The organism is Acinetobacter sp. CY81, assembly GCF_059515925.1.
Genome location: NZ_JCAKNC010000006.1, coordinates 76,948 through 91,460 on the forward strand (window position 1 = coordinate 76,948; position 14,513 = coordinate 91,460).

The window sequence follows — 14,513 nt, forward strand, 5'->3', positions numbered from 1 at the left end:
TACTTATTTTTTATTGTATTTTAAATCTGAGCTTGAAGGTTGATATTGAATGGTTTGATCCGAAGTCGCTTTAACACCGCCACCTAAAGTTTTGTACAACTCAACTTGATTATTTAAGTTGGCTTGTTCAAGTAACAATAGACCTTGTTCAGCAGCATAAGAACCACGTTGCGCATCCAATACGGTTAAGAAGCTATCAATACCAGCGCGGAAGCGTGCATTTGAAAGCTTATACGTGGTATTGGTTGCATCGACTAAACGGCGTTGAGCTGTTAGACGATCACCAATGTTTTGGCGAACCGCTAATGCATCATTCACTTCACGGAAAGCAGATTGAATTGATTTTTCATAATCAGATAAAGCAATTTGCTGATCTGTTTCTGAAATTTTCACATTCGCGCGACGTGTACCCCAATCAAAAATTGGAATATCAAGACTTGGACCTACGGCCCATACAAATGCACCAGATTTAAACAAGTCACTTAAATCAGTCGATGCATAACCTGCAGAACCCGTTAGGCTAATGGTTGGGAATAAACGTGCTTTAGCAGCACCAATATTCGCACCCGCAGCACTGAGTTGGTATTCAGCCGACTTAACATCTGGACGGTTGTTGAGTAGATCACTCGGTAGACCTGATGTTAATGCAGAAGCATTGGTCACGCGTGTTAAACGTTGCTTCGGTAATAACTCATTTGGCACAGTTTGACCGACCAAAAGGTTGAGTAAGTTCTGTGCTTGAGCAATTTGAGTCTTATAATTTGCAACGTCATTACGCGCAGTTTCTACAGAGATTTGAGCCTGACGAACAGGAACTTCACTGTCGATACCCACATCGAAACGTTTTTTGTTGAGGTTATAAGAATCAAGTTGAGCTTTTAAAGTTTGGTCTGCAAGTTTTAAATTCGCATTCGCAAATGAATAGCTTAACCAAGCTTGAGCCACTTGACCAACCAATGCGATTTGAGTCGCATCACGCGCACTGGCAGTCGCAAGATAGTTATCAAGCGCATTGTCTTTTAGACTACGTACGCGACCCCAAAAATCAAGTTCATAAGCGGTTACACCTAGACCCACATTGTAGCGAGTCTGAGCACCAGCTCCTTGATCTTGACGTAATACATCACCACTTGCACCAATGGTTGGTAACTGATTATTTGATGTAATTTGGTATTGCTGTTGAGCACGTTGAATGTTCAAAGCAGCTGTACGTAAGTCACGGTTGTTGGCTAAGGCTAAATCGAGTACTTGGACCAAACGTTGATCTGCAAAAAAGTTTTTATAACCTTGTTCTGCAATCGAAGTACCTGAAGCATTGCCTAGGTAAGCACCCGGAATATTGGCTTGAGCGACTGGTTCTGGACCACGCATGCTTTGACATGCAGTCAAAGCAAGCGCAAGTGCAGATACCGCAATGCTACGACCTGTAATAGACCATAAAGTTTGCATTACGAAATATGCTCCTGTTGATTTTGTTTTGGTTTAGCTTTGAAAATACTTCGAATCCAAACGTAGAACACTGGAATAAAGAAGATACCCAAGAGTGTAGAACTGATTACACCACCAAGTACACCATATCCGACAGAGTGCTGACTTCCTGCACCTGCGCCAGAAGCTAAGGCAAGCGGAAGTACACCGAAACCGAATGCCAATGTCGTCATGATGATTGGACGTAAACGCATTTTAGATGCATGTAATGTCGCTTCAAACAGTTCTTCACCTTTGTCTTGAAGTTCTTTTGCAAATTCTACGATCAAGATCGCATTTTTCGCGGAGAGACCAATCACGGCAATGATGGCGACTTGGAAGTAAATGTTATTCGATAGGTTAGGGTCTTTGAAGAACACCATACCAAGGAATGTTAATCCAAGCGCACCGACAATACCCAAAGGTACAACCAACAGTACTGAGAATGGAATTGACCAGCTTTCATATAGTGCAGCTAGACATAGGAATACAATCAGTAGAGAAAGCGCATATAGGAATGGAGCTTGCGCACCAGATTCACGTTCTTCTAAAGATAAACCTGTCCACTCATAGTCGAAACCTTGTAAGCCCATAGATGGAAGCTTCGCAACGATTTCTTCTACAGCAATCATGGCATCACCAGAGCTCACACCGGGAGCAGGAGTACCCGTAATGTTCATTGAAGACACACCGTTATAACGCTCTAGACGTGGAGAACCATAAGTCCATTCACCTGTAGCAAATGCCGAGAACGGAACCATCGTGCCTTGATTATTACGAACGTACCACTTGGTTAAGTCTTCAGGCATCATACGTGCATCGGATTGACCTTGGACATAGACTTTCTTCACACGACCACGATCAACGAAGTCATTGATATAAGAACCACCCCAAGCCATACCCATCGTACTATTGATTTCAGCAATGCTGACACCCATCGCACCAGCTTGTGCATGATCGACAAGGACACGGTACTGCGGTGTATCTTCTTGACCATTTGGACGGACACCCATCAGACGTTTGTCTTGAGATGCCATACCTAAGATCGCATTACGTGCAGCCAATAGCTGTTCGTGACTTTGACCCGCAGCAGCTTTCAACTGTAAGTTAAACCCAGCACTTACACCCAATTCAGGCATTGCAGGAAGCTGTAAAGGCATGATGTAAGCTGCATCTTTTACAATCATGTTGAGCGCCATACCACGCTGAATGATTGAACCGACTTGCGCTTCTTTGCTCGTACGATCTTTCCAATCTTTCAACTTAATGAAAGCTAGGCCAGCGTTTTGTCCTACACCTGTGAACGAGAAACCTGCAACACTAAATACTGACTCCACATAGTCTTTTTCGTTTTCACGGAAATAGTGGGTCATTGCATCAATGGTTTTGTCAGTACGTTCAAGCGTTGCATTTGGTGGTAATTGTACCAATGTCATTACAACACCTTGGTCTTCGTCTGGTAAGAAAGAAGAAGGTAGTGTTGTGAATAAATAACCCATGATTGCAATCACGACTGCATACACTAAGCCTGAAAAAAGCTTAGCATGAGTCATACGGTTTACACCGTTTTGATATTTGACAGACAGTCTCTCAAAGGCATCATTGAACCAACGGAAGAAACGGGCAAAAATGCCATTACTTGGTTTTTTATTTGGATCATGCTGTTTGAGCAAAGTTGCACAAAGTGCAGGGGTAAATGTCAATGCAACGATTAACGAAAGAACCATTGCAGTAACAAGCGTGATTGAGAATTGACGGTAAATAACACCTGTTGTACCACCCATGAATGCCATTGGTACGAATACCGCAGTCAATACAGAGGTAATACCAATCAATGCGCCTGAGATCTGTGTCATCGACTTTTCAGTCGCTTTCACTGGGTCAAGATGTTCTTCAGTCATCACACGTTCAACGTTCTCCACCACAACAATCGCATCATCGACCAGTAGACCAATAGCAAGAACCATGGCAAACATCGTGAGGGTATTGATTGAGAAACCGAACAAGTTAATTACTGCAAATGTACCCAGTACAACAACAGGTACAGCCATCGTTGGAATAATCGTTGCTCGCCAGTTCTGCAAGAACAGGAACATCACCAAGAATACCAAGATGATCGCTTCAATTAAGGTCTTAACAACACTCTTAATCGATAGTTCAATAAATGGTGTGGTATCAAAAGCGAGTTTATCAACCATACCTTCTGGATAGTTTTTACGTAATTCAACTAAGCGTTCTTCTACAGCATTGGCTGTGTCTAGCGCATTCGCACCTGTTGCAAGTTTAATCGCAACACCGCCAGCAGGTTTGCCATTGAATTTTGAATCAAAGGCATAGTTGTCTGCACCTAATTCAACACGTGCAACATCACCTAAACGAACTTGGGCACCATTCGCTGTGTTTTTTAAGAAGATGTTGGCAAACTGTTCAGGCGTTTCAAGTAAGCTTTGCGCCGTAACGGTCGCATTCAATACTTGCCCTTCAATCGAAGGTGCACCACCAAGCTGACCGACTGCGACTTGCGCATTTTGTGTACGTAATGTAGCAGCAATATCACTTGGCGTTACTTTCAAGTTTGCCATTTTGGATGGATCCATCCAAATACGCATTGCATAAGAGCCACCAAAGACCTGTACTTCACCTACACCAGCAACACGACTCAGTGGTTCTGAAATATTTGAGTTCACATAGTCTTTAATGTCATTTGCATTTAAAGCATCAGATTCAGAGTAGAATGCCAATACTTGTAAAAAGCTCGCGCCTGATTTTGTTACTTTTACGCCTTGACGTTGAACGTCTTCAGGTAAAAGTGCAGTTGCGGACTGTAATTTGTTTTGAACTTGAACCTGTGCGATATCTGGATCTACACCTTGGTCAAAGTTTAATGTAATTGAGGCTTGACCGTTACCCGCACTGTTTGACGAGATGTAACGGAGACCATCCAAACCATTCATTTGCTGCTCGATGATCTGAGTCACTGTATTTTCAACAGTTGCAGCAGAAGCACCAGGGTAAGTCGCAGAGATTGACACGGTTGGCGGAGCAATCGTTGGATACTGAGCAATTGGCATTTTAGTGATGGTGAGAATACCCGCCAACATAATGACCAATGCAATCACCCATGCAAAAATGGGGCGATGAATAAAAAAGTGAGCCATGAGTCTACCCCTTACGCATTTGAAGTAGCTTTTTGTTCAGGTTTGTCTTCCGTTTTTTCTACAGGCTGATCTGCTGCTGGTTGTGAAGCAGGCTGCTGTGCAGGTTGAGCACCTTGAGGTTTTGCAACGGGCGCTTGGAAAGGCTTAGCCACAACTTGTTGCTCAGGTTTTACTTTCGCAACACCATCAACGATGACTTTTTCACCTGCTTGTAAACCTTTGGTCACGATCCAATCTTTACCGTGGATACCTGCAGTTTCAATTGGACGAACTTCAACGATGCCTTTTGCATTCACGATCATCGCTGTCGCTTGACCTGTCGGTGTACGAGTAATCGCAACTTGAGGAACAAGGATTGCATTTGGAATTACACCCTGAACAATTTGTGCATTGGTAAACATACCTGGAAGCAACAAATGATTAGGGTTTGAGAATACTGCACGGAGAGTCACTGTACCTGTGTCAGGGTTCACGCTGGCATCTGAAAATGCAAGGTTACCTTCAACATTGTAGAAACTACCATCTTCAAGTTTTAAGCGAACTTTAGTGTTATTGCTACGATCAATCGTGCCTTGGCTCAATTGTTGACGTAAACGTAATAGCTCCGCACTAGATTGATTGATATCAACATAGATCGGATCAAGTTGTTGAATCGTCACCAATGGATTTTCTTGGCTAGCGGTCACTAAAGCACCAGCAGTTACACTTGAACGTCCAGACTGACCAGAAATAGGTGAGCGAACGGTAGAGTAACCTAAAGAAATCTGCGCATTTTTTACAGCAGCTTGTGAAGTAGCAATATCTGCTTGAGCAAGTTGTACCTGTGCTTTGATGTCGTCATATTCTTGTTTAGATACAGCGTTGATTCCAACAAGTTGACTATAGCGATTTGCTTTGATTTGCAACGCATTTAAGTTTGCTTGCTGGCGAACCAAAGATGCTTTTGCACTATCTAAGTTTGCACGATTCGTACTTGAGTCGATTTCATACAATGGCTGTCCTTCACGAACATAGCTACCTTCAGCGAATAAACGCTTTAAGACAACACCACTGGTTTGAGGGCGGACATCTGAAATTTGATATGCAGATGTACGACCTGAGAGTTCGACAGTTTGTTCAACACTTTGTGGTTGAGCAACGATGACACCAACTTCAGTCGGAGGCATTTGTTGAGCAGCAGCTGCTTGCTCTGCACCTTTAGGGTCTTTACTACAACCCACAAGTGCAATACTTGTTGCTAAAGCACAAGCAGTGAGGGCAGGTGCCCAAAGCTTTGCCGACATCATTATTCCACCTCGTTTAGATTTTTCTCTAAAAATAATTTATTTTTGCTGATTTGTAATGGCGAAAAATACAGCCAAAGGCACGACACCCAAATCAAAGCAATACTCCAACCTGCAAGGACATCGGTAGGGTAATGAGCACCCAGATAGATTCTGGACATGCCCATTCCTACAAACCATATACAGGCGAGGAATATGATGATTCTTGCATAAGCATGTTTATAAAAAATAAAAATGATTAAGCAGGATAAAACTGTTGCATAAATACTGTGTGCACTCGGGAACGATGCACCATACGTTTCAGTTAAAGCATAAATTGCATCTGGTCGAGGTCGATTAAAAAACCACTTTAGACACCAACCTAAAGCTGAACTACCGATTAAACTTAAACTGATAAACAAAATTTGAGCAATTTTTTTTGATTGAAATAGTATAAAGCACCATATAGTACAGACGATCAGCATGCTGGGTAAGCCACCGATATGAGATAAAAAGACATTAATCCCATTTAAAAAATGAGTTCGATGCTCATCCATCCATGTCAAAGTGGCAATATCAAAATGCTGAATCTGAGGATTGTATAATCCAAAAATACTGATGGCTAATCCGAAACAGCCTATTAAAATCAATATGTAAGGCATTTATAAATGACCTTCGCTATTATACATGCATTATTTCTGATGAATTAATGCTCCAAAGTGTACTCGCCAGTACACTTTTTTTCAAGTTAGACAAAATCCAATTTAATACTAAATTCTTTTCTAGTTCATATCATCTTTTGCACAAAAAACAACATATATTTTAATGATTAGTTTTTTGATTTACTGAATTAGTGTCATTCACTTCTAAAGGTTGTTTTGGCGGCCAAAAGAAATCTAAAGGTCGCGTCACAAAATGAGTAAATACTAATTTGGCCAATGGTTTCCATTGTTCAAAACGAACCCGACGTGCACGAAGTGCAACGATAATCGTTAAACTGAAACTGACAAATAAGTTGGTTAATCCAATTAGCAAAACCCCTAAGAATGAAACGATAATTAAACCAATCTCAGGAGAGCCATTAATACTCAGCAAGCCTTGTATAAAGTTTGCAGATGCAAATGCAATATGACGAATATCAAGGGGTAATCCTAAGATGAAACCAATTGTTCCCATACTACCCAACATGATACCGAATAAGAAATTACCCGCCAAAGCACCTAAATTGCGTTCAATATAGTTAGCAAATTTCTCTAATCGCTCTGTCCCCATTAGATTTTTTAGCTTTAAGTGTGCTTTTAGACGCGGACCAACCTTTCGGTAAACAGCCATATTGTCAAAGTAGCCTGCGATTAAACCTGAGAAAAATAAACAGACTCCAGCGATTGCAGCATGTGGAATTGCCAGAGATGTAAAGGGATTGAGACTATGTAACAGATGAGATGCTTTACCGTGCGTTAACAAAGGTTCATTTAGTGCAAACTGCCACATCAACGTAATGAGTGCAGCCGTGGGAATAGCAATTGAAATATTGCCAAGGATTGCAACAAACTGAGTCCGAATGATATTGATAATCAGCGCAGCGAGCTCAGCGATCTGTGTCGTCTTTGAACCTTTACGATGTTGAACAGTTGAGGCAAGTGCTGCTGCAGTCATTGCAGGTTGTTTGGTTGCAACAGTAAAGTGCAAAACATGAATTAGCATGAAACCTAAAGAGTAGTTCATGCTATATACAAAGGCTTGCATTAACGGTGCCATGCTTAAACGGGCAGATAAAATCTTGAGCGTAGCCATAGTCGCAATAATCACACCTGCACCCGCTGCTGATTTGTACATACCCAAAAAGCCATTTTTATCGGTACTTACATAATGTTCACCAGTTTTACTGGCATTTTCAGTCACTTGTAGTGCGATTAGCTCACTATTGGTTTTAAGGAGTTCTCGCACACTATTTTCAACATAGTGGGCAGCAACTAGATCTTGAGTCAGGTCAGCAAGGGCTAAATACTGATTTTTATTTTGCTCAGTCAGAATGACCAATAATAATTCGATTCGATCTAGACATTGTTCAAGTAGTGACAATAAATAAGTCAAACTTAAGCTCACGCCAATACGCTTGGTGGCACGACGAATTTTTAGAACAACTTCACGACATTGATCAATCATCACCAAAGCTTGATCAGCATCTGGTAACACCATATCTGTTAGATCGACAGTATCGCGGTGGATTTTTTTATAGGCTTCAATAAATTCGATAATTTCCCGGTTTTGAACAAGAAAGGGGGATTCGTATTCCGTCAGTTCAGGTTGTGCATTAATGAATTCTGGATAAAGGCCAATACCACTAATTCGATAAGATAAAACTGTAATGGCTTTGATAATATGGCGGCGAATACCAATTTTGGCATCAACATGACTTTTGTTTTGATTCAATATTTGAAAAAACTGCAGCCATTGATCAGTCGCAATATTTTCTAACCAATATTTATCACTTCTTTGGTGGAAAACTCGATGAACTAAATCCTTAAGATCCGTTTCATCCGTCAATAAGGGTAGAAAATGCGCCCCTACGCGCTGCCCCAATTGGTTCCAAAAACCATCTAAAGACAAAATACCACTATCAGCATATAAACCTGTTTGTTTATATCGGTTGATCAATGTGACTAAGTAGGCTTGGAATGTATTGGCTGCAGTGGGGGTGATTAATAAAGCCTGAATTAGCGCTTGGAATTTTTTTTTACTTTCTTCAATGTTATAGCTATCAGTTGGCCTAATACGTTCGACCAATTCAATGATGAGACTTTCATCAAGAGCAGCTGGACTGAGTTCAAGCTGCTCCTGCATTTTTAAAAATATATCATTAAAATTTATATGCATAAGCAAAAGAGAGTCTAATTATTGAATTCGATGTAAGGCAAGCAACGCCAAATTGTGAAGCGCTTGTCGATAAGTTGTTTCAGGTAATCGTTTTAAAGCATCAAGGGCAGCATTGGTTTCTTCAATCGCACGTTGACGACAGTAATCTAATGCACCAGATTGATGAACAATTTCAATCACACGTTCTAAATGTTCGATACCACCAGAAGTGATGCTTTTCCGAATGAGTTGGTGATCTTCACCTGTGGTTTTTTGTAGGGCTGCAATCAGTGGAAGTGTGGGTTTACCTTCCATAAGGTCATCACCAATATTTTTACCTAAAGTATCTGCATCTGACGTGTAATCTAGAATGTCATCAATAATTTGGAAGGCATTACCGAAGTGACCAGCATACTGACGCAAAGGAATGCGAAATTCTTCTTTACCTGCCAAAATCGCAGCACCTTCAGTTGCAAGTTCAAACAAGCGTGATGTTTTGCCATGAATAATACTGAGATAAGTTGCTTCGTCAGTATCTGCTTGGTGTTGAGATTGCAGTTGCAAAACTTCACCTTCTGCAATTTCACATGTCCCTGTTGAAAAGTCTTTCAGTAACGTAATATTGTTCAGATCGACCAAAAGATCAAATGAACGTGAAATCAAAAAGTCACCGACCAATACCGCTGTTTGATTATTCCATGTTGCATTTGCCGTTGGGCGGCCACGGCGTAATCCAGATTCATCCACGACATCATCATGAACAAGGGTCGCTGTGTGTAACATTTCGATGATTGCAGCTAGACATTGAGCTTGATCAAGTTTAGTTTCACCACAAGCACGCGCAGCAAGCAGACACATAATGGGGCGCATGCGTTTACCGCCAGCTTCTACGACATGTTTACTTACGGACATTACTAAAGCGACTTTAGAGCTAATTCCTTCATTAATCAGCTTGTCCATTGCGGCAAATTCTGATGCTACAGGGGAAAGGATATCTTGCTGAAAGTCGATGGCCATGGTGAATGGAATCCTTGTCAAAATGCGTTCTAATCATTCAGTAGTGTAACAATTAACAGCAAGTTTTGTCGCTTGTGAAATGTGTTAACACGCAGAATCATAATGATTTGTTGTTTATATGTCCAAACTAAGTTTTTTTGTTTGGAACGATGCCTTTTTTGCTCTTATTGTACGAAAGCTAATTTTGGACACATACTAGCCGAACTTCATGCAAAAACCATGCGATGTTCACAAAACGCTAAAGAAAAAACGTTCGATTTAATTTATTTTTAAACTGGATGCTGTTTCAAAAGTGATCTATGTGAAGAATTAGGTAAAAGACCTTGTTGTTTATTTGAATATCACTTAAAATCCATCTCCTTGAATTAACCCCAGTGGCGCTCGTCTTAAGATCGGTATCTTCCTTTATCGGCACGACGACACGGGTCTGTTGGAGTACATTATGTACGCAGTTATCCAAACCGGTGGTAAACAACACCGTGTTGTTGAGGGTGAAACCCTTAAAGTAGAATTGTTAAAAGCTGAAACTGGTTCAACAATTACGTTTGATGACGTATTGATGCTAGTAAACGGCGAAAGCATTCAAATTGGTGCTCCAGTTGTTGCTGGCGCTACAGTAACTGCTGAAGTAGTTAGCCACGGTCGTCACGACAAAATCCGTATTGTTAAAATGCGTCGTCGTAAGCACTACCGTAAACAACAAGGTCACCGTCAATGGTTTACCGAGTTGAAAATTACGACTATTTCAGGCTAATTACGAGGATTTTGACACATGGCTACTAAAAAAGCTGGTGGTTCGACACGTAACGGTCGTGACTCGAACCCAAAAATGTTAGGCGTTAAAATGTACGGTGGTCAAGCTGTGACTGCTGGTAACATCATCGTTCGTCAACGTGGTACTGAATTCCACGCTGGTCCAAACGTTGGTATGGGTCGTGACCACACTTTATTTGCTACCGCTGATGGCGTGATCAAATTTGAAGTTAAAGGTCAATTTGGCCGTCGTTATGTATCTGTTGAAACTGTATAAGTTTTAATAGTCATAATAGAAAAGCCCACAGTCATGTGGGCTTTTTTTATATTCTTAGATTTTAAATCAATATGAATACCGAATACTGCTAAGAATTCCAAGTTGTTAAAGTATTAATAATAAAAGGTCATTTATCTTCATCATGATGAATTTTTTTCTACAAAACACGTAAATAAGCCTACAAATCTTCTTATTTTCTCAATTATTACTTTAAAAAAATGGTTTAAGATGGCTGAACAAACCAAATGCGATGACGCAAATTTATAAAAAGGTGAAATCATGAATATGCTTCGTAAATCCATGAGTGCAGCAGCAATCAGTGCGATCATGCTTGCACCTGTAGTCAGCACAAATGTTTTAGCAGCGACTGCTGCAACGGAGCAACAAGCGACTGCTAACTTGGTGAAACAGTTAAATGGCGTTAAAAGCTTGACTGCAAATTTTGAGCAAACCACAAAAGCAACCACAAGTAGCAAAGCTCCACAGAAAAAAGGTTTAAGTGCGCAGCATATGAACCAGACTTTTAAAGGGGTAATGAAAGTTGCACGTCCAGGTAAATTCTACTGGGAAACAACCACGCCTGCGAAACAAACTATTGTGACTACAGGTAAAATGATTTGGATCTATGATCCAGATTTACAACAAGCGATTCGTCAAAACTTAGATGAACAAGTTGCCAATACACCTGCATTATTACTTTCAGGCAACACGAGTCAAATTATGCAGTCTTATCGTGTCACACAGCCGAATAAAGCAAAAACCTATTACACCCTATTTCCGAAAAAAGGTGATGGTGCATTCCAGAGTTTAACGATTAGTTTTGGTGCAAATAAAGCGCCAAGCTTAATGATTTTGGAAGACTCGTTGGGTCAGACGACTCATGTGAAGTTTAATAATGTAAAAGTTAATCCAACCATTGCAGATTCAACTTTTAATTTCACGCCACCAAAGGGCACAGATATTATTGATCAGTAATGTGATCTAACCGAGATGCTAACAATTGAAAAAAGCAGTCATTAGACTGCTTTTTTTGTTTTAAAGCTTAGTATTAGGTGTCATATACATGAAATGTTTTAGCATTATGTCAACAGATTTTGGAGCTTAGATTTAGATTGACGATTTTGATAATGGTCTTACTGATCTAGTATTTATTTTTATCTCAACATCATAGTTTAAAAAATCCATACTATTTGCGCAGCGGATATGAATTGGATCAGAGACTTCTTGCAGTATTTATGGTTGATTTGATTCAAGTAAAGTTAAGTCAATGAGATGCTGATAATAAAAGGGATTACAAAAGAACTTAGCTCAATCATTCACGGACTTTGTATAGTAGTTAATGAATCAAGCGATTTAATGCATAGGCGTGTAGGAAGACAAGGATGAGAATAAGAAACCCAAATCAGAAATCCAATCAAGTGAATAAAAATAAAATTTTAAACAGTTATCTGGTATCAATTTCCAGCAACCTTAAAATCAACAACGATTTGATGCTGAATAAGAAAAAAATCATCAGCCTGCTGAGTATTTCAATCTTGGTTTTTATCACTGCTTGTCAGCCTAAAACAGATCAAGAACAAAATCTCTCAGGTGATTCAAAGTCAGCAAGTACAGTAGAATTGATCACTTCTAAAACCGTACAACTCAAAACGCCTCAAGCTCGTAGTTGTGATGAGAGTGGCTGTACTCGTTACGAATTTCAAACGGTTGAAACCAATCAATCTTGGATTAATGAATATTTTAATCGTCGGATTCAAAGAACAGATCCAGTTGCATTTCAAACTGACAAAACATCATCAGTAGAAGCGATAGATGAAAAACAAGTCAGTGAAAGTAGCGTGATTGTTCGTTTTGTAGGACAAAATCAGCATTTAGCAACCTTTGAAATGTTGACGTATAGCTATAGTGCAGGAGCTGCACATGGGATGTATCATAAAGAATTTGTTAATTTTGACCTAAAGCAGAAGAAACGAATAGCTCTAGACGATTTGATGATTGCTGGTAAGGAAATTCAATTGCGAGATATGCTTTATGACACCAATACCAATTGGTTGATGGAACATACCATTGATAAAGATCGTTTAAAAGTAAGTGATAATTTTTATTACGGTGCCAATGGGATTGTATTTGTTTATCCACTTTATGAGTTGGCATCGTATGCTGAAGGAATGTCTGAGTTGACTTTACCTTATCAGTCTTCGCAAAAATTGATTAAAGCAGAATATTTACCGAATTTGCCGAATTATAAAACCCAGTAATATTTTAACTGATTTTTTTAGGCTGAATATTTTCAATTTTTTATGACACATTTGATGTAATAAGGTGCAGCTGAAAGCTCATTTACTATATTTTTAAGGCCGAAGCGCTTACACTATAGCCAGTTTTTTTCTTTACAAAAGATTGACCATGATTGACCCGAAATTACTCAGAAATAATATAGAGGCTGTAAATGCAGCTTTAGCAAAACGTGGCGTACAATTAAATGTTGAAGAGTGGGCATCATTAGAAGCTCAACGTAAAGAAATTCAGTCGAAAACTGAAGCTTTGCAAGCAGAACGTAATGCCGGTGCAAAACAAGTCGGTCAGATTAAAAAATCTGGTGGGGATGCGTCAGAAATTATGGCACGTATGGGTGCGATTGGTGACGAAATCAAAGCCGCTGAACAAGCATTAGCTGACTTGCAGGCTGAGATTGAAAATAAATCTCTAAGTATTCCTAACTTACCGCACGAATCTGTACCTGAAGGTAAAGATGAAAATGATAACGTTGAAATCTTAAAATGGGGTACACCACGCCAATTCACTTTTGAAGTGAAAGATCATACTGATCTGGGTGAATGGATGGGTGGTTTAGAGTTTGAAACTGCAACCAAATTAACAGGCTCGCGTTTTAGCGTACTCAAAGGTCCATTGGCGCGTTTACAACGTGCATTGACGCAGTTCATGTTAGATACGCATACCCTTAAGAATGGGTATACAGAAGCTTATGTGCCTTATTTGGTCAATGCTGATTCATTACGTGGTACAGGTCAATTACCAAAATTTGAAGAAGATTTGTTTAAACTTCAAGGTGAGAAAGAATATTACCTGATTCCGACTGCTGAAGTTCCTGTTACCAATTTTGTACGTGATGAAATTGTTGATCCTGAACGTTTACCGTTGAAATATGCCGCACATACGCCATGTTTCCGTAGTGAAGCGGGTTCATATGGTCGTGATACACGTGGTTTAATTCGTCAGCATCAATTTGATAAAGTTGAAATGGTTCAGATTGTTAAACCAGAAACGTCTATGGATGCTTTGGAGGAGTTGACGGGTCATGCAGAAGGCATTTTGCAAGCACTCGGTTTGCCTTACCGTAAAGTGATTTTATGTGGCGGTGACATGGGCTTTGGTGCGATTAAAACGTATGACTTAGAAGTTTGGGTTCCAAGCCAAAATACTTATCGTGAGATTTCGTCATGTTCATGCATGGGTGACTTCCAAGCACGTCGAATGAAGGCTCGTTACCGTACTGATCAAAAGAAAACTGAATTCTTGCATACTTTAAACGGCTCTGGTCTGGCTGTGGGTCGTACTTTGCTTGCGGTGATGGAAAATTACCAGCGTGAAGATGGTTCAATTGAAATTCCTGCAGTTCTTCGTCCTTATATGGGCGGCGCAGAGTTCATCGACTAATTATCAAAGTTAACAATTTGAAGAAAACTGGCTAAGCTTAAATTC

At 40.1% G+C, this 14,513-nt stretch carries 11 protein-coding genes; 5 read left to right on the forward strand and 6 right to left on the reverse strand.

Features of this window, described 5'->3' with window-relative positions; genetic code table 11:
• Positions 1 to 3: 3 nt before the first annotated feature.
• The 6 genes from adeK to sdsA all read right to left on the reverse strand — a co-directional run bounded on the left by adeK (position 4) and on the right by sdsA (position 9,760).
• The gene (gene adeK, locus AC5YDM_RS08945; RefSeq protein WP_496151771.1) at positions 4 to 1,449 is read right to left on the reverse strand and encodes a multidrug efflux RND transporter AdeIJK outer membrane channel subunit AdeK; all 1,446 of its coding nucleotides are present in this window, start codon (positions 1,447 to 1,449) and stop codon (positions 4 to 6) included.
• Positions 1,449 to 4,625 carry an efflux RND transporter permease subunit gene (locus AC5YDM_RS08950; protein ID WP_496151772.1) on the reverse strand — a complete coding sequence of 1,059 codons (3,177 nt, stop codon included), beginning with the start codon at positions 4,623 to 4,625 and terminating at the stop codon, positions 1,449 to 1,451. Before AC5YDM_RS08950 ends, adeK begins: the two co-directional genes overlap by 1 nt.
• 11 nt (positions 4,626 to 4,636) lie before the next feature.
• Positions 4,637 to 5,911 carry an efflux RND transporter periplasmic adaptor subunit gene (locus tag AC5YDM_RS08955; protein ID WP_496151773.1) on the reverse strand — a complete coding sequence of 425 codons (1,275 nt, stop codon included), beginning with the start codon at positions 5,909 to 5,911 and terminating at the stop codon, positions 4,637 to 4,639.
• Positions 5,911 to 6,549, reverse strand: coding sequence for a phosphatase PAP2 family protein (locus tag AC5YDM_RS08960; RefSeq protein WP_496151774.1), 639 nt, complete (start codon positions 6,547 to 6,549; stop codon positions 5,911 to 5,913). Before AC5YDM_RS08960 ends, AC5YDM_RS08955 begins: the two co-directional genes overlap by 1 nt.
• A 160-nt stretch (positions 6,550 to 6,709) precedes the next feature.
• Positions 6,710 to 8,764 carry a site-specific recombinase gene (locus tag AC5YDM_RS08965; protein WP_496151775.1) on the reverse strand — a complete coding sequence of 685 codons (2,055 nt, stop codon included), beginning with the start codon at positions 8,762 to 8,764 and terminating at the stop codon, positions 6,710 to 6,712.
• A gap of 18 nt (positions 8,765 to 8,782) precedes the next feature.
• On the reverse strand, positions 8,783 to 9,760 hold the full coding sequence (gene sdsA / locus AC5YDM_RS08970) for an All-trans-nonaprenyl-diphosphate synthase (protein WP_496151776.1): 978 nt from the start codon (positions 9,758 to 9,760) through the stop codon (positions 8,783 to 8,785).
• Between the two features lie 442 nt (positions 9,761 to 10,202).
• Here sdsA and rplU point away from each other — a divergent pair, with 442 nt between their 5' ends.
• From rplU to serS, 5 genes are all read left to right on the forward strand, one after another.
• Entirely contained in the window at positions 10,203 to 10,514 is a 312-nt protein-coding gene (gene rplU / locus AC5YDM_RS08975) for a 50S ribosomal protein L21 (protein ID WP_496126941.1), read from the forward strand.
• A gap of 18 nt (positions 10,515 to 10,532) precedes the next feature.
• Positions 10,533 to 10,790 (forward strand): 50S ribosomal protein L27, encoded by a 258-nt coding sequence (gene rpmA / locus AC5YDM_RS08980; protein ID WP_496126940.1) that lies wholly within the window; start codon positions 10,533 to 10,535, stop codon positions 10,788 to 10,790.
• A gap of 279 nt (positions 10,791 to 11,069) precedes the next feature.
• Complete coding sequence (lolA, locus tag AC5YDM_RS08985) at positions 11,070 to 11,765, forward strand: outer membrane lipoprotein periplasmic chaperone LolA (RefSeq protein ID WP_496151777.1); 696 nt, start codon at positions 11,070 to 11,072, stop codon at positions 11,763 to 11,765.
• Positions 11,766 to 12,280: 515 nt separating this feature from the next.
• Positions 12,281 to 13,048 carry an RsiV family protein gene (locus AC5YDM_RS08990; protein WP_496151849.1) on the forward strand — a complete coding sequence of 256 codons (768 nt, stop codon included), beginning with the start codon at positions 12,281 to 12,283 and terminating at the stop codon, positions 13,046 to 13,048.
• Between the two features lie 148 nt (positions 13,049 to 13,196).
• Positions 13,197 to 14,468, forward strand: a complete 1,272-nt coding sequence (serS, locus tag AC5YDM_RS08995) for a serine--tRNA ligase (protein WP_496151778.1) — start codon at positions 13,197 to 13,199, stop codon at positions 14,466 to 14,468.
• The last annotated feature ends 45 nt before the right edge of the window (positions 14,469 to 14,513 follow it).